The 21,335-nt window shown below is 73.5% G+C and carries 20 protein-coding genes and 1 pseudogene; 12 read left to right on the forward strand and 9 right to left on the reverse strand.

What is annotated here, in order from left to right; genetic code table 11:
* Window positions 1–41 precede the first annotated feature (41 nt).
* The 5 genes from ACQY0Z_RS14615 to ACQY0Z_RS14635 form a co-directional block, all read right to left on the reverse strand.
* Complete coding sequence (locus ACQY0Z_RS14615; protein WP_189896740.1) at window positions 42–704, reverse strand: response regulator transcription factor; 663 nt, start codon at window positions 702–704, stop codon at window positions 42–44.
* Window positions 701–2,188 (reverse strand): sensor histidine kinase, encoded by a 1,488-nt coding sequence (locus tag ACQY0Z_RS14620; protein ID WP_430541750.1) that lies wholly within the window; start codon window positions 2,186–2,188, stop codon window positions 701–703. Before ACQY0Z_RS14620 ends, ACQY0Z_RS14615 begins: the two co-directional genes overlap by 4 nt.
* Window positions 2,130–2,423 (reverse strand): small secreted hydrophilic protein, encoded by a 294-nt coding sequence (locus tag ACQY0Z_RS14625; protein WP_189896743.1) that lies wholly within the window; start codon window positions 2,421–2,423, stop codon window positions 2,130–2,132. Before ACQY0Z_RS14625 ends, ACQY0Z_RS14620 begins: the two co-directional genes overlap by 59 nt.
* Before the next feature lie 136 nt (window positions 2,424–2,559).
* Window positions 2,560–2,841, reverse strand: coding sequence for an Lrp/AsnC family transcriptional regulator (locus ACQY0Z_RS14630; protein ID WP_189896744.1), 282 nt, complete (start codon window positions 2,839–2,841; stop codon window positions 2,560–2,562).
* Complete coding sequence (locus ACQY0Z_RS14635; RefSeq protein ID WP_189896746.1) at window positions 2,838–3,575, reverse strand: rhomboid family intramembrane serine protease; 738 nt, start codon at window positions 3,573–3,575, stop codon at window positions 2,838–2,840. Before ACQY0Z_RS14635 ends, ACQY0Z_RS14630 begins: the two co-directional genes overlap by 4 nt.
* Before the next feature lie 155 nt (window positions 3,576–3,730).
* Here ACQY0Z_RS14635 and ACQY0Z_RS14640 point away from each other — a divergent pair, with 155 nt between their 5' ends.
* From ACQY0Z_RS14640 to ACQY0Z_RS14660, 5 genes are all read left to right on the forward strand, one after another.
* Window positions 3,731–3,970 carry a hypothetical protein gene (locus tag ACQY0Z_RS14640; protein WP_019522002.1) on the forward strand — a complete coding sequence of 80 codons (240 nt, stop codon included), beginning with the start codon at window positions 3,731–3,733 and terminating at the stop codon, window positions 3,968–3,970.
* 103 nt (window positions 3,971–4,073) lie between these two features.
* Window positions 4,074–5,417, forward strand: a complete 1,344-nt coding sequence (locus tag ACQY0Z_RS14645; RefSeq protein ID WP_189896748.1) for an NYN domain-containing protein — start codon at window positions 4,074–4,076, stop codon at window positions 5,415–5,417.
* Between the two features lie 232 nt (window positions 5,418–5,649).
* Window positions 5,650–6,690, forward strand: a complete 1,041-nt coding sequence (locus tag ACQY0Z_RS14650; RefSeq protein WP_189896750.1) for a C40 family peptidase — start codon at window positions 5,650–5,652, stop codon at window positions 6,688–6,690.
* A 211-nt stretch (window positions 6,691–6,901) separates the two neighbouring features.
* Window positions 6,902–7,915, forward strand: coding sequence for an NlpC/P60 family protein (locus ACQY0Z_RS14655; RefSeq protein ID WP_439812383.1), 1,014 nt, complete (start codon window positions 6,902–6,904; stop codon window positions 7,913–7,915).
* A gap of 33 nt (window positions 7,916–7,948) precedes the next feature.
* A complete protein-coding gene (locus tag ACQY0Z_RS14660; protein ID WP_439812384.1) occupies window positions 7,949–9,139 on the forward strand; it encodes a hypothetical protein in 1,191 nt (396 codons plus the stop codon).
* A 382-nt stretch (window positions 9,140–9,521) separates the two neighbouring features.
* Here the strand turns inward: ACQY0Z_RS14660 and ACQY0Z_RS14665 are convergent, their stop codons facing one another.
* Window positions 9,522–10,766, reverse strand: coding sequence for a glycosyltransferase 87 family protein (locus tag ACQY0Z_RS14665; protein WP_439812385.1), 1,245 nt, complete (start codon window positions 10,764–10,766; stop codon window positions 9,522–9,524).
* Between the two features lie 121 nt (window positions 10,767–10,887).
* On the opposite strand from ACQY0Z_RS14665, the gene ACQY0Z_RS14670 reads away from it, so the two are divergent.
* Window positions 10,888–12,030 carry a glycosyltransferase family 4 protein gene (locus tag ACQY0Z_RS14670; protein WP_189896755.1) on the forward strand — a complete coding sequence of 381 codons (1,143 nt, stop codon included), beginning with the start codon at window positions 10,888–10,890 and terminating at the stop codon, window positions 12,028–12,030.
* A gap of 184 nt (window positions 12,031–12,214) precedes the next feature.
* Here ACQY0Z_RS14670 and ACQY0Z_RS14675 read toward each other — a convergent pair whose 3' ends face one another.
* Window positions 12,215–14,011 carry an AMP-dependent synthetase/ligase gene (locus ACQY0Z_RS14675; RefSeq protein WP_254587889.1) on the reverse strand — a complete coding sequence of 599 codons (1,797 nt, stop codon included), beginning with the start codon at window positions 14,009–14,011 and terminating at the stop codon, window positions 12,215–12,217.
* Between the two features lie 295 nt (window positions 14,012–14,306).
* On the opposite strand from ACQY0Z_RS14675, the gene ACQY0Z_RS14680 reads away from it, so the two are divergent.
* From ACQY0Z_RS14680 to ACQY0Z_RS14705, 6 genes and pseudogenes are all read left to right on the forward strand, one after another.
* Complete coding sequence (locus ACQY0Z_RS14680) at window positions 14,307–15,104, forward strand: metallophosphoesterase family protein (protein WP_439812386.1); 798 nt, start codon at window positions 14,307–14,309, stop codon at window positions 15,102–15,104.
* Window positions 15,105–15,244: 140 nt separating this feature from the next.
* The gene (locus ACQY0Z_RS14685) at window positions 15,245–15,688 is read left to right on the forward strand and encodes an SRPBCC family protein (protein WP_019521993.1); all 444 of its coding nucleotides are present in this window, start codon (window positions 15,245–15,247) and stop codon (window positions 15,686–15,688) included.
* A 186-nt stretch (window positions 15,689–15,874) separates the two neighbouring features.
* Window positions 15,875–17,029, forward strand: coding sequence for an ArsA family ATPase (locus ACQY0Z_RS14690; RefSeq protein ID WP_439812387.1), 1,155 nt, complete (start codon window positions 15,875–15,877; stop codon window positions 17,027–17,029).
* A gap of 514 nt (window positions 17,030–17,543) precedes the next feature.
* Window positions 17,544–17,978 (forward strand): annotated as a pseudogene (locus ACQY0Z_RS14695) (DUF5304 domain-containing protein); the annotation flags it as partial.
* A gap of 115 nt (window positions 17,979–18,093) precedes the next feature.
* Window positions 18,094–19,047: an ROK family glucokinase gene (locus tag ACQY0Z_RS14700; RefSeq protein ID WP_033272963.1), complete on the forward strand. Its 954-nt coding sequence runs from the start codon at window positions 18,094–18,096 to the stop codon at window positions 19,045–19,047.
* Between the two features lie 103 nt (window positions 19,048–19,150).
* Complete coding sequence (locus tag ACQY0Z_RS14705) at window positions 19,151–19,909, forward strand: endonuclease/exonuclease/phosphatase family protein (protein WP_254587885.1); 759 nt, start codon at window positions 19,151–19,153, stop codon at window positions 19,907–19,909.
* Window positions 19,910–19,915: 6 nt separating this feature from the next.
* Here ACQY0Z_RS14705 and ACQY0Z_RS14710 read toward each other — a convergent pair whose 3' ends face one another.
* A complete protein-coding gene (locus ACQY0Z_RS14710) occupies window positions 19,916–20,518 on the reverse strand; it encodes a hypothetical protein (protein ID WP_189896763.1) in 603 nt (200 codons plus the stop codon).
* Window positions 20,511–21,308 carry an alpha/beta hydrolase gene (locus tag ACQY0Z_RS14715; RefSeq protein WP_381728032.1) on the reverse strand — a complete coding sequence of 266 codons (798 nt, stop codon included), beginning with the start codon at window positions 21,306–21,308 and terminating at the stop codon, window positions 20,511–20,513. The genes ACQY0Z_RS14710 and ACQY0Z_RS14715 overlap by 8 nt, the downstream gene beginning before the upstream one ends.
* Window positions 21,309–21,335: the final 27 nt, after the last annotated feature.

The following is a 21,335-nucleotide window of genomic DNA, read 5'->3' on the forward strand; positions in this document are numbered from 1 at the left end:
GATGAGCCCCTCATGAAGGAACCTTCACGGGGGCCGCGGGGTCAGGCCGGCAGGCGGTAGCCCATCCCGCGGACCGTCTCCACCTGGTCCGCGCCCAGCTTCTTGCGCAGCGCCCGCACGTACACGTCCACGATGTTGGAGCCCGGGTCGAAGTCGTAGCCCCACACATGGGAGAGGATCTGCTCGCGGGACAGCACCTGACCCGGATGCCTCAGGAACAGCTCCAGCAGCACGAACTCACGGGCCGTCAGGTCGACCGTCCGCCCGTCCGCGCGGGCGCGCCGGGTGCGCAGGTCGAGGCTGAGCGAGCCGGACCGCAGCACGGTCACCTCCGGCGCCCTGGCCGCCGTACGCAGCCGCAGCCGGATCCGCGCCAGCAGCTCCTCGAAGCGGAACGGCTTGGTCATCCAGTCGTCGGCGCCGCCCTCCAGACCGGCCACGGTGTCCCGTACCGAGTCCCGGGCGGTCAGCACGATCACCGGCGTCGTCACCCGCGCCTCACGCAGCTCGCGCAGCACGGTGAAGCCGTCCCGGCCGGGCAGCCCGATGTCCAGCACCACCAGGTCGAAACCGCCGGTCAGGGCGTACTCGTAGCCGGCCTCGCCGTCCCCGACGACGGTGGTGGTGAAGCCGTTGGCGCGCAGCCCCTTCTCCACGAAGGAGGCGATGCGCTCCTCGTCCTCGACGATCAGGATCCGGTTCATCCGCGGGCCTCTTCCAGGGTGAGTACGAAGGTGGCGCCGCCGCCCTCGGTGTCGTGCAGCCGGACCTGCCCGCCGTGGCCCTCCGCGATGGCCTTGACGATGGACAGGCCGAGACCGGCGCCGGAGCCGCGCGCCCCGCGCCGTGAGGTGCCGCGCCGGAACCGTTCGAAGATCAGCTCCCGGTCCTGGGGGCGCACGCCGGGGCCCGAGTCGGCGACGTACAGCTCGACGCGGGAGCCGTCCGCGCGGGATCCGATGCGGATGGTCTGCCCGGGCGTGGTGTGCTGCACCGCGTTCTGCGCGAGCTGCACCATCGCCTGCGTGATGCGCTGCGGGTCCAGCTCGGTCTCCCGGTCGGCGGTGTCGGTGAGCCGCCAGTCGCGGTCGCCGAGGGTGCGCGCCTTGACGAAGACGTCGGCGGTGAGCTCGGCGAGCTGCACCGGCTCGGGGCGTACGAAGTCGGGCCGTTCGGCCTTGGCGAGCAGCAGCAGGTCCTCCACGATGCGGCTCATCCGGTCCAGTTCGTCGGTGACCAGGCGGACGGTCTCCTCGCGCTCGGCGGGGTCGTCGCCCATCAGCTCCAGATGGCCGCGCACGATGGTGATCGGGGTGCGCAGCTCGTGTCCGGCGTCGTCGACGAACTGGCGCTGGGCGGCGAAGGCCCGCTCCAGCCGGTCCAGCATGGCGTTGAACGTCTCGGCGAGGGCGGCGATGTCGTCGTGGCCGCGCACCGGGATACGGCGGGTGAGGTCCTGCTCGGTGAGCTGCGCGGCGGCGGTGCGCACCAGCCGTACGGGCTGCAGAATGCGCCCGGCGACCGCCCAGCCGATGCCGGTGGTCAGCAGCAGCGCCACCCCGGAGATGGCGAGCAGCACCCGGAACACCTCGTCGACGCGGGCCACTTCACGCTCGGGGTGGAAGGCGACGACGAACGCGGCCTCCGGGTCGCCGTCGCCGCCCTGCCGGGCCACGGGCACCTTCGCCCACCGGATCTCGCCCTCGGGCCGGTGCAGCACCCCGGACGGGTCGGGGGAGTCGAAGATACGGCGCCGGGCGTCGGCGTCCCGGTGCAGCGGCAGCGCGACGGGCAGGTCGCGGGGCTGTATGAACTGCGCGGGGTCGCCGCCGGGCCGGGCCACCAGCCCGATCAACTCCTCGTCGGGGTCGGCGTACTGCCGCTCCAGGAACACCTTCAGCAGCCGCTCCGGCTCGGTGAACGGCCGCCCCGTCTCCGGGTCGAGACCCCGCTCCTCGAACGCGGCGAACTCACCGGTCTCCTGCGCGAGCAGCCCGTTGCTGCGGTGGTCGACGTCCCGCAGCAGGAACGAGCGGGTGGTGGCCGCGACCGAGGCGAGCGCCACCGCCATCACGAACAGCAGCCACAGCAGGATGCGGACCCGGGCGGACAGCCGCCTGCGGCTGCGCTCAGCCGTCGTCCCGGTCGGGGCCGTCGTCCGCGGGGTCCTGGCCGTGGTCGTCGTCATCGTCGTCGTCCGTCGGTCCGTCGGTCACCGGAGGCCGGGGGACGACCTCGTCGCTGGGCGTGGGCTCGGGCGGGGCGTCCGACGGCGGCGGCGCGGGCGACCCGCTGTCCAGCTCGACCCGCGGGGGCACCTTCGGCGGCTCGGGGCTGTCGGCGAGCGCGAAGCTGGTCGCGGCGACGCCGAGGGGGATCAGTACGACGGCGGCGAGGGCCGCCATGCGACGGGTGAAGGCCATGCCCTCACCGTCGGCCGCGTACCTGTGGCCCAGGATGAGGCTCCGATGAAGAACCTTTCATCTTGCGGCGCCGGACGGGCTGGAATCAGCCCCTCCGGCGTTCGAGGAGCGGGGTTCGGGGCGCCCCGGAAAGACCTCAGTTGTCCAACCCGATGGCGAAGGCCGCCTCGAGGTCATGCTGCGAGTACGTCCGGAACGCCACATGCGTGTCCGTGCCCTCGACCCCGGGAATCTTGCTGATCTTGCCGGGAATCACCTCGGCGAGATCATCATGCTGCCGCACCCGCACCATCGCGATCAGGTCGTACGTGCCGGTGACGGAGAAGACCTCGCTGACGCTGTCCAGCGCGGCGATCTGTTCCGCGATCTCGGGGATCCGGTCCACGCTGGTCTTGATGAGGACGATCGCGGTGATCACGGCTGGTTCTCTCCCTCGGGGGCCGGAACAGGGGCGGACTTCACTGTAGTCGCCCCGTCGCGCCACACCCATGCGCAGCCGAAGCCCAGCGCGAAGCCGACCAGGTGCGCCAGGTACGCCACCCCCGGCCCGCCCTCCGCGGAGCGCCCGGCCGCCGCCCACTGGAGCGCCGCCCAGAACGGCAGCACCGCCCACGCGGGCAGCCGTACCGGCAGGAAGAAGGCGAACGGCAGGAGACTGGTGACCCGCCCGCGGGGGAACAGGAAGAGGAACGCTCCGAGCAGCGCCGAGATCGCCCCCGAGGCCCCGACCAGGGACCGCTCGGAGCCGGTGTTGGCGGCCGCGTACCCCAGCAGGGCGAGGTAGCCGCAGCCGGCGTAGCAGAGGGTGAACCGCACCCGGCCCAGCCGTGCCTCGGTCATCGGCCCGAACACGTGGAGGAACAGCATGTTGCCCAGCAGATGAACCCAGCTGCCGTGCACGAAGAGCGCCGTGGCGGGGGTGAGCGCGGCCGCGGGGGACCCGTCGAACAGGTCTGCGGGGATCACGCCCCAGCGGCGGAAGTAGTCCCGCTGCGCGGCCAGCAGCTCGTCCCCGGAGCCGTGCGCCGGGTGCAGCCCCGAGGCCGGCCCGATCAGGAAGACCAGGCAGCACAGCACGATCAGGGTGCGGGTGACCGGGGCGGGCGAGGTCCTCAGCGCCCCGGCCGCCGCCGCGGTCCAGTTGCGGATCATGGGTACAGAGCATGACGTAACCGGACGCAGGCGGGCGGATCGCCTCGCCGCCGTGGACGGGCGGGCGGCGCGACCCCGGCAGGCCGTAGGGTTACGAGCCACACGCACCGGCCGCCCGGTGCGTCAAGGACACTGGAGAAAGGCGAACAGCCACGATGACGGTTCCTCTGCCGACGGACTCGACGCGGTGGCGCTGCACCCTCTGCGGCAACCTCACCCGCTTCGACGTCACCCGCTCGTCGAAGGTCGTCGAGTACGTGCACCTCGATCTGGCCGGCGAGCCCAAGGTCGAGGAGCGCGAGGTGCTCGATGAGACGATCGAGTCGGTGCGGTGCCGCTGGTGCAACGCCGTGGACCAGGTGGAACTCGTGGACAGGCCGGGCGCCGGCTCCTGAGAGAAGGGGGTCCCTCCCGCTCGAGCGAAGTCGAGCACGGGCGAGGGCCCCGCTGACAGGCGACCCCGCGGACGGGGCCGCCACAGGCATGGGGGTGTGACGGATGGTGGAGACCACGGGCGGGGGGCCGCAGGACGGCGCCGCCGAGGTGCTCGACCGTCCGCTGCCCGACGGGGTGCGCCGCAGGGTCGTCCAGATCGTCGCGGACGGCTTCGGCGGGCTCACCGTCGCCGAGCTCCCCGCACAGCTGCGGCAGTACGCCCGGTTCACCCCGACCCGCCGCGCCAAGTTCGCCGGGAACGCGATGGCCGCGGCGCTGGAGACCGATCCGCTGTTCCGGCAGCGGATCGGGGAGAAGCTCAGAGAGGCCGAGCCGGAACTGACCGGCGCCCTCGACTCCGGCTCCCCGCCCCCGGCCGCGGACCCGCTCGACGTGGCGGCCGCGGCCTATGTGCTCCGCCCGCCGGGCTGGGTCAAGCTGGTCACCGCCGCAGGCGAGGAGGCGCAGCGCGCCGACGCCGAGCGCGCCGACGAGGAGACGCGCGCCGAGCTGGAGCGGCTGCGCGCCGAACTGGACCGCGCCCGCGAGCACACCCGCTCCGAGACCGAGCGGCTGCGCGCCGAGCTGGACGCGGCGAAGAAGGAGACCGACTCCCTGCACCGCAAGCTGCGGTCCGCCCTCGCCGACGTCAAGCGTGGCGAGGCCGCCCTGCGCAAGCTGCGCGGCGAGATGGACGCGGTGCGCGCCGAGGGCCAGGCCCAGGTGTCCGCCGCCGAGAGCGAGACCCGGCGCCTCAAGGCCCGGCTCGGGGAGACCGAGGCCGCCCTGGAGGCCGCCCGCCGCGCCGCCCGCGAGGGCCGCAGCGTCGAGGACATGCGCGTACGGCTGCTGCTCGACACCGTCCTCGACGCCGCCCAGGGGCTGCGGCGCGAACTGGCGCTGCCTCCCGTGTCCGTGCGGCCCGCGGAGACCGTGGACGCCGTGGAGCCGGGCCGGATGACTCCCAAGGACATCGCCGCCCGCGCACTGTCCGAGGACGACCCGGCCGTCCTCGACCAGCTCCTCGCCCTGCCGCAGGCCCATCTGGTCGTCGACGGCTACAACGTCACCAAGACCGGCTATCCGCAGATGCCCCTGGAGAAGCAGCGGCTGCGCCTCCTCGGCCAGCTCGCGCAGCTCGCCGCCCAGACCGGCGCCGAGGTCACCTGCGTCTTCGACGGCGCCGAACTGGCCGCGCCGGTGCTGCTGGCGCCGCCGCGCGGGGTGCGGGTGCTGTTCTCCAAGCCGGGCGTCACCGCCGACGAGCTGATCCGCCAGCTCGTGCGCGCCGAACCGCCGGGGCGGCCCGTCATCGTCGTCTCCACCGACCGCGAGGTCGCCGACGGGGTCGCACGCGCCGGCGCGCGCCCCGTCGCGTCCGCCGTGCTCCTCAAAAGGCTTTCTTAGTATCTGAGCACTTCCGTCCCTCGTGCAACGTACAGACTCAATGCCTGAATTGACGGAACCGTCACGCAACGTAGCGTCAAGATGGCGTCACTGCAGGTGAGTTGTCACGTAATAAACGCGCTGTAGCGGAGATTTTGTGCCCGGGGATTTGAACTGATCACAAGAGAATCACTAGGGTCTGCCTTCGAACCCTCGCTCGCGCGATCACTCTCCCGAGAAGGAGCTCGTCTCCGTGGCGTCCCACCGTCGTCCCAAGCAGCCGAGCCGCGCACGCGTGACCGTGCTCACCACCGCCGCCGCTGCTGCTGTCGTCATGAGCTCGCAGGCCGCCAACGCGGCCCCCAGCGAGAAGCCGAGCAAGGACGAGGTCAAGGCCAAGGTCGACAAGCTCTACGAGCAGGCGGAGCAGGCCACCGAGAAGTACAACGGGGCCAAGGAGAAGCAGGAGAAGCTCCAGAAGGAGATCTCCACCATCCAGGACAACGTCGCCAAGGGGCAGCAGGAGCTCAACGACCTGCGCGACGGCCTCGGCTCGATGGCCAGCGCCCAGTACCGCAGCGGCGGCATCGACCCCTCCGTCCAGCTCTTCCTCTCCGCCGACCCGGACGACTACCTCGACAAGGCGTCCACCCTGGACCAGTTGAGCGCCCAGCAGGTCGACTCGCTGAAGAAGATCCAGGAGAAGCAGCGCGAACTGGCCCAGCAGCGCGCCGAGGCCGCCGAGAAGCTCAAGGACCTCTCCTCCACCCGGGCCGAACTCGGCAAGAAGAAGAAGGAAGTCCAGGGCAAGCTCGCCTCCGCGCAGAAGCTGCTGAACACCCTCACCGCCGAGGAGAAGGCGCAGCTCGCCGAGGAGCAGAACCGCGCCACCCGCGACAGCATGCGCGACGCCCTCTCGGGCAACGTCCCGGCCGGTTCCGGCCGCGCCGCCGCCGCCTTCGCCGCCGCGCAGAGCAAGCTCGGCACCCCGTACGTCTACGGCGCCACCGGCCCGTCCTCCTTCGACTGCTCGGGCCTGACCTCCTGGGCGTACGCGCAGGCCGGCGTCGGCATCCCGCGTACCTCCGAGGCCCAGACCGGCGCCGGCACCAAGATCTACTCGGTGGACCAGCTCAAGGTCGGCGACCTGGTGTTCTTCTTCAACGACCTGCACCACGTGGGCCTCTACGCGGGCAACGGCCAGATCATCCACGCCCCCCGCACCGGCACCGTCGTGCGCTACGAGTCGATGAACACCATCGGCGGCCCCTTCATGTTCGGCGTCCGCGTCTGACCCCACCGGGTCCGCCTCACCGGACACCACGCCGGGTGCCCCCGTTCGGGGGATTCCCGGCGGACCCGCACCACCTCCACGCCCCGCCGCGACCCAGGTCAACGGCGGGGCGTCACCGTGTGTGCCGCCCTGGCCGTAGCTCCGCGGGCGGCCCCTGCGGCTACTGTCTGCCGCGTTTCCCTGTCCGCCAGCGGAAGGAGCGCGACTTCCCGTGGGGTCCCATCGCCGTACCGCACCGTCCTCAGGGTCCGAGCGGAGCACCGCCCTCGCCCTGGGCCTGCTCTCCGCGGCCGCCACCGCCCTCGGCGCGGTACCGGCCACGGCCGCGCCCCAGGAGGACGCCCGGGCCGAGGTCGACCGCCTCTACCGCGAGGCGGAGAAGGCCACCGAGGCCTACAACGCGGCCGACGAGCGCGCCGACGCCCTGCGCCGGGAGATCGCCGACGCGCAGGACGGCATCGCCCGCAAGCAGCAGCGGGTCAACACCATGCGGGAGGCGCTGGGTTCGCTCGCAGGATCCCAGTACCGCTCCGGGGGCCTCGATCCCGCCCTCGCCCTGCTGCTCTCCGAGGACCCGGAGGACTACCTCCGCAAGGCGTCCGTCCTCGACCGGCTCGGCGTCCACCGGACCGCCGAGCTGAGGAAGCTCCGCGGCACCCTGCGCTCGCTGTCCCAGGACCGCGCCGAGGCCGCCAAGAGGCTCGGCGCCCTCGAACGCAGCCGCAAGGCCGCCGCCGCCCACAAACGCACCGTGGAGCACAAGCTCGCCGAGGCCCGCCGGCTCCTCAACTCCCTCCCGGCCGGCGAACGCGCCGCCTGGGACCGCGCCTCCCGCTCCGGCCGCACCGACCTGCTCGGCCCCGGCGGGGCCCCCGCCTCCGGGCGCGCGGCCGCCGCCGTCGCCGCCGCCCGCTCCGCCCTCGGCAGGCCCTACGTGTGGGGCGCCAACGGCCCCTCCGGCTTCGACTGCTCCGGGCTCACCCAGTGGGCGTACGCGCAGGCCGGGGTCGCCCTGCCGCGCACCTCGCAGGCCCAGCGGTACGCCGGCCGGCAGGTCCCGCTGTCCGAGGCCCGTCCCGGCGACCTCGTCCTCTACCGTGCCGACGCCTCCCACGTCGCGATGTACATGGGCAACGGCCAGGTGATCCACGCCCCGTACCCCGGCGCACCCGTGCGCTACGACCCGGTCGGCATGATGCCGGTGTCCTCGGTCACCAGGGTCTGACTCCCACGGGCCCGCGCCCGTACCCTCGGACAGGTGGCCGGTCGAACGCGGGTTTCCCAGGTGGCGGTGGCGGCGTTGTGCCTGCTGCTCGCCGCCCTCGTGGGGTGCGGCGGCGGCCCTGCCGTGGACACGGCCCGCGCGGAGGTGCAGTCCCTGCTCGACCGGCGCGCCGAGGCCGTCCTGGACCGGGACGCCGCCGCCTACGCCCGCACCGGCACCCGCGACGGCTTCGACAACCTGCGCGCGGTGCCCCTCGCCGACTGGTCCTACCGCCTCACCGACCTGGACCGCACCGGCGACCGGGCCACCGCCGCGGCCGACCTCAGCTACCGCGTCGACGGCCACGACCGCTCCCCGGTCGTCACCGCCCGCACCCTGAGCCTCAGCCGGGACCGTGACGGGCACTGGTCGGTGGAGTCCGACCGCCCCGCCGAGAAGTCCGGCCAGCAGCTCTGGGACCAGGGCCGCGCGCAGGCCGTGCGGGGCGAACGCAGCCTGGTGCTCGGCGTCGGGCAGTCCGAGGAGACCCTGCGGGACTACGCCCGCCTCGCCGACCGCGCCGTGCCCGCCGTCTCCGACGCCTGGGGCTCCGCGTGGGCCCGCGGTGTCGTCGTCCTCGTCCCGGAGACCCTGGAGGGCATGGCGGGCCTCCTGGGCTCACCCCCGTCCTCCTACCGGGGCATCGCGGCGGTCACCACCGGGGCGACGGGGGGCGGGCCCCGGGCGCCCGCGGACCGGGTGATCGTGAATCCGGACGCCTTCGGGATGCTGGGCGACTCGGGGCGGCAGGTCGTCCTCACGCACGAGACCGCGCATGTCGCGACCCGCGCCCACACGTCGGCCTCGACGCCGCTGTGGCTCTCCGAGGGGTACGCCGACTGGGTCGGTTATCGCGGCTCCGGCCGCACCGCCGCCGAGGCCGCGCCGGAACTGGCCCACGCCGTGGGACGGGGGGAGGTGCCGGCCGCGCTGCCCGAGGACGAGGACTTCGGCTTCACCGGCGACCCGGAGGGGCTGGCGCGGGCGTACGAGGGGAGCTGGCTGGCGTGCCGGATGATCGCGGAGCGGTGGGGGGAGGAGAAGCTGGGGGAGTTCTACCGCGCCGTGGGGGCGCATGAGGGGCGGGAGGGGGCGGTCGAGGACGCGATGGAGCGTGTGCTGGGGGTGACGCCGGAGGAGTTCACACTCCGGTGGCGGGACTTCGTGCGGGGCGCGCTGCGGTGAGGCGGGGTGGGGTTTCGTCGGCGCGTGCGGGCCGGTTCGGGCTGGTCGCGCAGTTCCCCGCGCCCCTTCAGGGGCGCCGCAGCGGCACCCTTTCGACGCCGGGTGTGGGGTGTCTGTGGCTGGTCGCGTAGTTCCCCGCGCCCCTTCAGGGGGCGCCGCAGCGGCACCCTTTCGACGCCGGGTGTGGGGTGTCTGTGGCTGGTCGCGTAGTTCCCCGCGCCCCTTCAGGGGGCGCCGCAGCGGCACCCTTTCGACGCCGGGTGTGGGGTGTCTGTGGCTGGTCGCGTAGTTCCCCGCGCCCCTTCAGGGGGCGCCGCAGCGGCACCCTTTCGACGCCGGGTGCGGGGCGTCCGTGGCCGGTCGCGCAGTTCCCCGCGCCCCTTCAGGGGCGGTACGAAGGCACCCTCGTGCGTTCCGCCCAGGACGGGCCCGGTGCTGAGGGAATCTCCCTCCGGGCCGGCACCGTCGCCCGCCACAAGGCGCCCGCTGCCAGGAGGGACGCCGCCACCAGAAGGCCGTTACGGACGGCCAGCAACGTGATGCCCAGCGCGTCGCTCGCCACCACGTGCGCGAACCACAGCGGAAACTCCAGCATCGTCACCGGGCAGGCCGCCAGGACCAGGACCGCCGGACGGCCCATCCGGCTCTCGCGGAAGCACAGGCACACCGCCCCCGCACCGACCAGCCACACCATGTACTGCGGACTGATCACCCGGCTGGTGACCGTGAACAGCAGGACCGCCGTGAACGCCGCGTCCGCCACCGTGTGCGGCGTGAACCGGGTCGCCAGCAGCCGCCACAGCACCAGCCACGCCAGCGCGGCCCCGGTCAGGAACAGCGCCCCCGTCGACACCCAGCTCACGTACGGACCGAGGAACTCCACCGAGCCGTAGTTCAGCAGCACCTCACCGTCCCAGCCGTGGTGCCGGGCGACATGGAACACCAGCGACCCCAGCGACTCCACCTCCGTGCCCCGGTCCCGCTGGAAGCCCAGGAACGCGAACGCGCCCGGCATCGTCGCCGCGAACAGCCCGGCCACCACCACGCCCGTCACCGCCGCCGACACCCACGCGGCCCGCCTGCGCACCGCGAGCAGCAGCAGCGCCGGCCACACCTTCAGCAGCGCACCGAACGCCATCAACGCGCCCGCCAGCCGGGGGTGCCGGCCGGCCGCCAGCAGCCCGGCCACCGCGACCGCCGTCACCATCACGTCGTAGCGGGCGTACACCGTCGGACCGAGCAGCGGCACCCCCGCCACCCACAGCCACGCCCCGCGCCGGGAACGGCCCCCGCCGCGCGCCCCGCGCAGCAGCAGCGTCAGCGTCGCCGCGTCGGCCGCCAGGGCCAGCACGAAGAAGGCCGTCGCGTACTCCAGGAACGGCAGCACGGCGGGGGAGAGGATCGCCAGGGCCGCGGCGGGCGGGTACTGCCAGGTCACGTCGTCCTGCGGAAACGTTCCGGTGACCAGGACGTCGTACCAGCCCCGGTAGATCACCGACACGTCGCTGGTGACGTCCGGGCCCGGGAAGACCACCACCTTCAGCACGCACAGCAGCAGCGCCGCGCGCGTCACGCCCCAGATCCCCAGCAGCCCTGCCAGAGACCCCCGTGCGGCCGTCGGTTCCACGTGATTCCTGCCCGTCCGGTGTGCGGTCGATGAGGGGCCATGATGTCCCGGAAGCCGGTGCACATGCCACCGAGCAGCGCCGTGGCGGACGCGCGACAACCGTTCGGTAGGGTCGGCGACGATGCACAAGACCCTGATCGTCACCAACGACTTCCCGCCCCGTCCCGGCGGCATCCAGGCCTTCCTGCACAACATGGCGCTGCGCCTGGACCCGGAGCGCGTCGTCGTCTACGCCTCCACCTGGAAGCGCACCCGCGAGGGCGTCGAGGCGACCGCGGCCTTCGACGCGGAGCAGCCGTTCACCGTCGTCCGCGACCGTACGACGATGTTGCTGCCCACCCCGGCCGCCACCCGGCGGGCCGTGGGGCTGCTGCGCGAGCACGGCTGCACCTCGGTGTGGTTCGGGGCGGCGGCGCCGCTCGGCCTGATGGCCCCGGCGCTGCGCCGCGCGGGCGCCGAGCGGATCGTGGCCACCACCCACGGCCACGAGGCCGGCTGGGCCCAGCTGCCCGCCGCACGGCAGCTGCTGCGCCGTATCGGGGAGTCCACGGACACGATCACCTACCTGGGCGAGTACACCCGCTCCCGGATCGCCCGCGCCCTCACCCCGGAGGCCGCCGCCCGCATGGTGCAACTGCCGCCCGGGGTCGACGAGAAGACCTTCCACCCCGGCTCCGGCGGCGACGAGGTGCGCGCCCGGCTCGGACTGACCGACCGCCCGGTGGTCGTGTGCGTCTCGCGTCTCGTGCCGCGCAAGGGCCAGGACACGCTGATCCGGGCGATGCCCGCGATCCTCGCCGCCGAGCCGGACGCCGTCCTGCTGATCGTCGGCGGCGGCCCCTACGAGAAGGACCTGCGCCGCCTCGCCGCCGACACCGGCGTCGCCGCCTCCGTCCGCTTCACGGGTTCCGTCCCCTGGTCCGAGCTGCCCGCCCACTACGGCGCCGGCGACGTCTTCGCGATGCCCTGCCGGACCCGCCGCGGCGGCCTGGACGTGGAGGGCCTCGGCATCGTCTACCTGGAAGCCTCCGCGACGGGCCTCCCGGTTGTCGCCGGCGACTCGGGCGGCGCCCCCGACGCGGTCCTCGACGGAGAAACAGGCTGGGTGGTCCCCGGCACGTCCCCCACCGAAGCGGCGGACCGCATCACGACCCTCCTCGCCGACCCCGAACTCCGCGACCGCATGGGCCGCCGCGGCCGGGAATGGGTCGAGGAGAAGTGGCGCTGGGACCTCCTCGCCGACAAGCTGAAAACACTCCTGTAACGCGAGAGCCGCCCTCGAAGGGCGGCTCTCGCGTTACAGGGGCGCGGGGAACTGCGCGACAAGCCCCCGCGACGCGGCACTTGAGCGACGGGCGGAAACCGCCCCTCAGGGGCGCGGGGAACTGCGCGACCAACCCCCACGCACCCGCACCCGCCAACGGCGGGTCCAGGCACCCCGGTCGGCGCTACTTCGCGTAGATCGCCTCGATCTCGTGCGCGTAATCCTTCGCCACAACATTCCGCTTCAGCTTCAGCGAAGGCGTCAGATGCCCCGACTCCTCCGTGAACTGCGCCGGCAGCACCCGGAACTTCCGCACCGACTCCGCCTTCGACACCGCCGCGTTCCCGTCGTCCACGGCCTCCTGGATCGCCGCCAGCAGATCCGGGTCGTCGCACAGCGACGCCGCCGTCGACCCTTCCGGCTTGCCGTGCTCCGCGCACCAGCGGCCCAGGAACTCCTCGTCGACGGTGACGAGCGCGCCCACGAACGGCCGCCCGTCGCCGACCACCATGCACTCCGCGACCAGCGCGTGCGCCCGGATGCGGTCCTCGATGACCGCCGGGGCGACGTTCTTGCCGCCGGCCGTCACCAGGATCTCCTTCTTCCGGCCGGTGATCCGCAGATAGCCGTCCTCGTCCAGGGTGCCGATGTCCCCGGTGTGGAACCAGCCGTCGGCCAGCGCCTCGGCGGTCGCTCCCGGGTTGTTCCAGTACTCCTTGAACAGGTGCTCGCCGTGCAGCAGGACCTCGCCGTCGTCCGCTATGCGCACCACCGAGCCGGGCAGCGGCTGGCCGACCGTGCCGATCTTCTGGCGGTCCCACGGGTTGAAGGCGGTGGCCGCGCAGGACTCGGTCAGGCCGTAGCCCTCCAGCACGCTGAAGCCGATGCCGCGGAAGAAGTGGCCGAGGCGCTCGCCGAGCGGGGCGCCGCCGGAGATCGCGTACTCGCCGCGTCCGCCCAGCACCGCGCGGAGCTTGCTGTAGACCAGCTTGTCGAAGACCTTGTGCTTGACCTTCAGGCCGAACGACGGGCCCGAGGGGGAGTCCAGCGCCTGGCTCCAGGCGATCGCGGCGTCGGCGGCCTTGTCGAAGATCTTGCCCTTGCCGTCCGCCTGCGCCTTGGCGCGCGCCGAGTTGTAGACCTTCTCGAAGACGCGCGGCACGCCGAGGATCAGCGTCGGGCGGAACGCGGCCAGCTCGTCGGTGAGGTTCTTGATGTCCGGGACGCAGCCCAGCTTGATCGGCGCCATCATCGGCGCGATCTGCACCAGCCGGCCGAAGACGTGCGCGAGCGGCAGGAACAGCAGCACGGAGCACTCGCCGGTGCGGAACAGCGGACGCAGCCGCTCCACGATGTTGCCGCACTCCGCGAAGAAGCTGCGGTGGGTGAGTACGCAGCCCTTGGGGCGGCCGGTGGTGCCGGAGGTGTAGACGATGGTCGCCGGGTCGTCGGCCTTGGCGACCGAGGAGCGCTCCTCGACCGTGTCGTCGGCGACGTCCGTGCCGAGACGGCCCAGCTCCTCCAGGCCGCCGCCCTCGATCTGCCACACGTTCTTCAGCGCGGGCAGCCGGTCGCGCACGGACTCCACGGTGGCCGTGTGGGCGTCGAGCTCCACCAGGCAGGCGGTGGCGCCCGAGTCGCCGAGGATCCACGCCACCTGCTCCGCCGAACTGGTCTCGTACACCGGCACGGTGATCGCGCCGGCGCTCCAGATCGCGAAGTCGAGCAGCGTCCACTCGTAACGGGTACGGGACATCAGGCCGACGCGGTCGCCGGGCTGCACGCCCGCCGCGATCAGGCCCTTGGCGGCGGCCCGCACCTCCGTGAGGAAGGTGGCGGCCGTCACGTCCTGCCACGTCCCGCCGACCTTGCGGGCCATGACGGCGACGTCAGGGTGCTGCGCGGCGTTTCTGCGGACGATGTCGGTCAGATTGCCGTCCGCAGGGACCTCGTAAAGGGCCGGAAGGCTGAACTCGCGCAAGACTGCTGCTCCTCTTAGGGCGCCGGCGCCACGACGTTGTGCGATGCGACGGTGCGGTCCAAGGCTCGGGCGGGTGCTCGCGAATTCATTGGTTGAAATCCCGAGCACGACTGGACTGCCCGGACGTTACCCGCCGGTATGGCTGTCACGACAGGGGGCCCTGCCAGATGTTCGCTGCGTCACACAGGTTGGTGCTTCATTGCGCACAGTAGTCCACAGCTGAACCGGCGAGCCAGTAACCGCAGGTAGGGCCGCCGTTGTTCACGTTCGCCGCACACGATTACGCTTGATCGCCATGGCATCCTCACCCGGCGGCGGCCCGCGCACCCGCGTCCACGTGGTCAGCGACGTTCACGGCAACGCGGCCGGCCTCGCGCGCGCCAAGGACGGCGCCGACGCCCTGGTCTGCCTCGGTGACCTGGTGCTGTTCCTGGACTACGCCGACCACTCGCGCGGCATCTTCCCCGACCTGTTCGGCACGGAGAACGCCCACCGCATCGTGGAGCTGCGCACCGCCCGCCGCTTCGAGGAGGCGCGCGACTTCCAGCGCGGCCTGTGGGCCGGCATCGGCGTCGACCGCGCGACGGTGATCGAGACGGCGGTGCGGAAACAGTACGCGGAGCTGTTCTCCGCCCTCCCCACTCCGACGTACGCCACCTACGGCAACGTCGACGTGCCGCCCCTGTGGCGGGAGTACGCCGGGCCGGGCACCACCGTGCTCGACGGGCAGCGGGTGGAGATCGGCGGCTGGACCTTCGGCTTCGTCGGCGGCGGCCTGCGCACCCCGATGCGCACGCCGTACGAGATCGACGACGAGGAGTTCGCGGCGAAGATCGAGGCGGTCGGCGAGGTCGACGTGCTGTGCACGCACATCCCGCCGGAGGTCCCGGAGCTGGTCTACGACACCGTCGCCCGCCGCTTCGAGCGGGGCAGCACGGCGCTGCTGGAGGCGATCCGCCGCACCCGCCCCCGCTATTCGCTGTTCGGGCACGTCCACCAGCCGCTGGTGCGACGGATGCGGATCGGCGCCACCGAATGCGTCAACGTGGGGCACTTCGCGTCCACCGGCCGGCCCTGGGCGCTGGAGTTCTGAGACGTCCCGGACGCCTGCGCACAGGTCGGGTGATCTCGGTACGGGCGGTGCGCGGTAGCCTTCCGCTGCACGTGCGTGGGCCGTCCGGCCCGCGCACGGCGAGGACGACCTACCGGCCCGCATCTGGAGGAGCCACGGCGATGGCGGAACACACCAGCTCGAGCATCACCATCGAGGCGGCACCGGCCGACGTGATGGGAGTGATCTCCGACTTCGCCCGCTATCCCGAGTGGACGGGAGAGGTGAAGGAGGCGGAGGTCCTCAAGACCGACGCGGAGGGCCGCGCCGAGCAGGTCCGCCTGGTCATGGACGCCGGCGCGATCAAGGACGACCAGACCCTGGCGTACACCTGGAGCGGCCCGCACGAGGTCTCCTGGACCCTGGTGAAGTCCCAGATGCTCCGCTCCCTCGACGGTTCCTACGTCCTCACCCCCGCCGGCGCGGACACCACCGAGGTGACCTACCGCCTCACGGTCGACGTCAAGATCCCGATGCTCGGCATGATCAAGCGCAAGGCGGAGAAGGTCATCATCGACCGGGCGCTGGCGGGCCTGAAGAAGCGCGTGGAGTCCGGCGCGAAGTAGGACACCCGCGGCGTCCGGCTTCCCTTGGGCGTCTCGCGTCCCCGGCGCGCGGGACGATGCGCCGGATCGGCCCTGGCGGGCCTCGTCCTCGCACGCCGGACGGGCTGCATCCAGCTCCTCCGGCGTGTGGGGAGCGGGATCCGGGGCGGAGCCCCGGGACGGTAGGTCCCGGTAGCGTTCGGCCTCATGCGCACCCTCCTGATCACCGGCCCCGGCGGCAGCGGCCGCACCACGATCGCAGCCGCCACCGCGTCCGCCGCCGCCCGTGAGGGCGCCCGCACGCTGCTGCTGGGGACCGATCCGGGGGACACCCTGGGACCGGTGCTCGGCGACGCGGACGTGCCCGAGCTGCTGACCGTCCGGCGGGTCGACCCCCACGCGGGGTTCCGGGCCGACCTCGCCGCGCTGCAGGAGCGCGCGGGCGGTGCGCTCGACCTGCTCGGCGCCTCCCCCCTGGTGCCCGAGGAGACCGGCCCGCTCCCCGGCGCGGAGGAACTCGCCGTGCTGCGCGCCCTGCGGGACGCCGCCGCCTCCGAGGACGCCTACGACCTCCTCGTCGTCGACCTGCCCGCCGCTCCCCGCGCGCTCGCCCTCCTCGCCCTGCCCGAGGAGCTCCGCCGCGTCCTGCGCCGCCTGCTGCCGCCCGAACGGCAGGCCGCCCGCGCCCTGCGTCCGGTGCTCGGACGGCTCGCGGGCGTCCCGATGCCCGCGGAGTGGATCTACGGGACGGCAGCCCGCCTCGACCTCCAGCTCGCCGCCGTCGAGGCCCTCCTCGCCGACCGCGGCACCGTCGTACGCCTGGTCGCCGAACCGGGACCCGCGGGCGACGAAGCCCTGCGCAGCGCGGCCCTCGGCGTCGCCCTGCGCGGGCTGCGCCTGGACGCGGTCGTCGCCAACCGGGTCCTGCCGGAGGGCGAGGCGGCCGGCTGGCTCGCCGGGCCCGTCGCCCAGCAGCGCAAGACGCTCGACGAGTGGCGCGAGGAGCACACCGTGCACCCCGTCGCCCACCTCGGCCGCGACCCCCGCGGCGCCGACGACCTCGCCGCCCTCGCGGCGCCCGCCGCCCCCGAGGCCACCGGCCCGGTCCGCTGGCCGGTCGCCGACCGGATCGCCGAGGACGGCGTCCTGGTCTGGCACCTCCCCCTGCCCGGTGCCCGCCGCGACACCGTCGACCTCGTCCGCCGGGGCGACGAACTGACCGTCACCGCCGGGCCGTTCCGCCGTGTCGTCCCGCTGCCCTCCGCGCTGCGCCGCTGCACCGTCGACGGAGCCGCCCTGCGCGAGGGCGAGCTGCGTGTCCGCTTCCGGCCCGATCCGGAGCTCTGGCCGCGCACCCGCTGAAGCCGCGACGGCCGTTCGGGTACCGTCGAGAAGGCCACCCGCAGTCAAGGAGTCCGTCATGTGCGAACAGCTCCCCCCGCCCGACGACGCCGGGCACGAGGCCGGGGACGAGACCTTCGGCAAGCGGACCGACGACGCCCGGGCCGACGACGCTCGGGCAGGCGGCGCTCGCGCCGGCGACGCTCGGACCGACGAAGCTCGGGCAGGCGATGCTCGGGCAGGCGATGCTCGGGCCGACGAAGCTCGGGCAGGCGACGCCCGGGCAGGCGAGGCTCGGGCCGACGAAGCTCGGGCAGGCGAGGCTCGGGCAGGCGACGCCCGGACCGACGACGCCCGGGCAGGCGACGCTCGGGCCGACGAAGCTCGGGCAGGCGACGCTCGCGCCGGCGACGCTCGCGCCGGCGACGCCCGGACCGACGACGCCCGGACCGACGACGCCCGGGCAGGCGACGCCCGGACCGGAAACGCCCGGAACGACCGCGCCGAGGCGCCCGCCGAAGCACCCTCCGAGGTCCACGCCGACGCCTGGGCCACCGCGGCCGCCGAGGACCTCGAGGCCGAGCGGGCGCGCCGCCGCGCACGCCACGGCACACCCCCCGGCTCCGCCGCCGAGGAGTTCAAGCGGCTCGTCGACGCGGTCGCCGACAAGCTCTCCGACCTCCAGACCCCGCTGCTCGGCGCGGTCGCCGGGCCCGCCGCCCAGCAGGTCGTCCGCCAGGTCGTGCAGCAGGCGAAGGCCGCCGTCGAACCCGTCATCGAACGCAACCCGGACGTCTTCGACCACCTCGCCGCCGCCGGCAGCGAACTCCTCGCCGCCTACCGATCCGCCGTGCAGGACCAGGAGCGCCGCTGGACGGCGCGCGACACCCCGCCGCGCGACCCGTCGGAGCGCCGCGACCCCGGAGACGACCCCGGCACCGGCCCCGGCGAGCGCATCGACCTGGACTGAGCGCCCCCGGAACCCCTCGGAGCTCCCGGCCGCCCGGCCTGCGGACACAGGGACGGCGCGCCCGTCGCCTCGGGTACCGTTGGCGTAGCGGGGCTCGACCGAAACTGAGGGATTCATGGGACTCACCATCGGCGTCGACATCGGCGGCACGAAGATCGCGGCCGGCGTGGTCGACGAGGAAGGCACCATCCTCTCGACCCACAAGGTGCCGACCCCGGGCACGCCCGAGGAGATCGTGGACGCCATCGCCTCCGCGGTGGAAGGAGCGCGCGCCGGACACGACATCGTCGGCGTGGGCATCGGCGCGGCCGGTTACGTCAACCGCCAGCGTTCCGAGGTCTACTTCGCCCCCAACATCCACTGGCGCAACGAGCCGCTCAAGGAGAAGGTCGAGGCCCGCGTGGGCCTCCCGGTCGTCGTGGAGAACGACGCCAACGCGGCGGCCTGGGGCGAGTACAAGTTCGGCGCGGGCAAGGGCCACCGCAACGTCATCTGCATCACGCTCGGCACCGGCCTCGGCGGCGGCGTGATCATCGGCAACAAACTGCGCCGCGGCCACTTCGGCGTGGCCGCCGAGTTCGGCCACATCCGCATGGTGCCGGACGGCCTGCTGTGCGGCTGCGGCTCGCAGGGCTGCTGGGAGCAGTACGCCTCCGGCCGCGCCCTCGTCCGCTACGCCAAGCAGCGCGCCAACGCCACCCCCGAGCAGGCCCAGACGCTGCTCTCGCTCGGCGACGGCACCCCCGAGGGCATCGAGGGCAAGCACGTCTCCATGGCCGCCCGCCAGGGCGACCGGGTGGCCGTCGACTCCTACCGCGAGCTGGCCCGCTGGGTCGGCGCGGGCCTGGCCGACCTGGCCTCCCTGTTCGACCCGTCCGCGTTCATCGTCGGCGGCGGCCTCTCCGACGAGGGCGAACTGGTCCTCGGCCCGATCCGCAAGTCGTACCGCCGCTGGCTGGTGGGCGGCAACTGGCGCCCCGTGGCCGACGTCCTCGGCGCCCAGCTCGGCAACAAGGCCGGCCTGGTCGGCGCGGCGGACCTCGCCCGCGAGCCCGACCCGGTCATGTGACGGCCCATCGGCACCCGGCCGGCGCCCGCCCGACCCCTTGAGGGGAACGGCGGGCGTCGCCGTTCCCGGGCCGCCGTAGCGGCAGCGGCGTATCTTGATCCGCATGGCGACGACCGAGCTGCTGCCAGGGTCCCGTACCGACGCCGACGGGTCGGCCGTCGTCCGGGTGCTCAGCTACAACATCCGCTCCATGAAGGACGACACCGCCGCCCTCGCCCGGGTGATCGGCGCCTGCGCGCCCGACCTGGTGCTGCTCCAGGAGGCGCCGCGGTTCTTCCGCTGGCGCAAGAAACTCGCCAAGCTCGCCTCCGACTCCGGGCTGGTGATCCTCTCCGGCGGCGCCACCGCCGCCGGGCCCGCCCTGCTGTGCTCCCTGCGCGCCGGCGTCGAACGCACCGAGGACGTGCTGCTGCCGCTCACCCCCGGCCGGCACCGGCGCGGCTTCGCCACCGCCGTCGTACGGTTCGGCAGCGCCCGGCTCGGCGTGCTCAGCTGCCATCTCTCGCTGGACAAGGGCGAGCGGTACGAGCAGGGCGGGATGCTCCTCGACCGGGTGGCCGGGATGGGCGTGGAGCACGCCGTCGCGGGCGGCGACCTCAACGACGAGCCCGCCGGACGCACCTTCCGGCGGCTGGCCGGCACCCTGACCGACTGCCGCACCGCCGCGCCCTGGGGCGGCGAGCACACCTGGACGCACACCGAACCGCCCAAGCGCATCGACGCCCTGTTCGTCACCAAGGGCGTCGAAGTACTGGGCTGCGGCGTGCCGTACGACCAGCCCGGCGTCACCGAGGCGGATCTGCGGGCGGCCACCGACCACCTGCCCGTCCTCGCCGCCCTCAAGGTCCCGGCGGCCGTGTGAGCGGGGTCAGACCACCGCGCCCCGGCCGGGGTCCCCGTCGTCCTCGTCGTCCGTGCGCATCCGCATCACCAGCGTGACCGCGCCGCCCAGGAAACCGCCGATGCACGCGGTGGTCAGCCACCACGTCATCTCCCAGCCCAGCAGTATCGCCAGCAGAAGCAGCACCGGGGCGCCCAGCACCCCCAGCCAGGCGAACTTGGAGGTCACGTCCGCCTCCGGCAGCGGCGGCGGCTCCGGCGGCACGAAATGCCCCTCGTCGCTCTCGTCGAGGTCCTCCTCCGCCGGCTCCGCCACGCTGTAGTCACGCGGCCCGACCCCCGGCGCGAAGGCCACCGAGCCGCCCAGCGGCCTGGCCGGCGGCTCCTCCTCCGCCTTCCGCGGCGGCGCCTTGGTCCCCGCGCCGTCCACCCCGTCGGAGTCGTCCGCGTCGTTGGTCTCGGACTCCAGCAGCGCCAGGTCCTCCACCGACTTGAACGGCTTGGCGCCCGGCGGGTCCGGCGGCTCCTCGCCGTACCCGGCGACGATCGCCTCCCACGCGGCGGCCTCGTCGAAGGGGACGCCCCTCTCCTCCGGCTCGCGGCCCTCACGGTCCGAGTCGTGCTCAGCCACCTGCGGTCGTCCCTTCCTTGCCGAGACCGGGCTCCCTGACGGCGCCGGGTGCGAGCCGGCCGATGAACGCGGTGCTCTCCCGGAAGATCAGCTCCGCGTCGTGGTCCAACGTCGCCACGTGGTAGCTCTGTTCCAGCAGGACCTCCGTGACGTCGACCGACGACACCCGGGACAGGATCCGCGCCGAGTCCGCCGGCGGCACCACATGGTCCTGCGGACTCCGCATCAGCAGCAGCGGCTGCGTGACCTGCGGCAGCTCACGGTCGACCAGCCGGAAGAAGTTCCGCAGGGAGTGCGCCGCGTGCAGCGGCACCCGGTCGTACCCCAGCTCCCTTGTCACCGGCTTGGCGATGTCGCTCGCGATGCCCTTCGTCGCCGGCACGAGATGACGCAGCACCGGAAGGGCGTGCGCCGCCACCCCGTGCACCTTGTTCGCCGGGTTGACCACCATCACCCCGCTCACCGCGTCCCCGTGCCGCGCCGCCAGCCGCAGCGCCAGCGCGCCGCCCATCGACAGCCCGGCCACGAACACCCGCGCGGAGCGGTCCCGCAGCAGCCGCAGCTCGCGGTCCACCTCCGCGTACCAGTCCTGCCAGCCGGTCACCCCCAGGTCCTCCCAGCGGGTGCCGTGCCCGGGCAGCAGCGGCAGCGACACGGTCAGACCGCGATCGGCGAGATGCTGCGCCCAGGGGCGCATGGACTGCGGCGAACCGGTGAAGCCGTGGCAGAGGAGCACGGCGGTCTCCCCGCCCTCGTGGCGGAACGGCTCGGCTCCGGGCAGGAGCGGCACCTTCGGCCTCCTGTTCCTGGGACTTCC

The sequence above is a fragment of the Streptomyces sp. P9-2 genome (genome assembly GCF_051903975.1).
GTDB lineage: Bacteria > Actinomycetota > Actinomycetes > Streptomycetales > Streptomycetaceae > Streptomyces > Streptomyces cellulosae.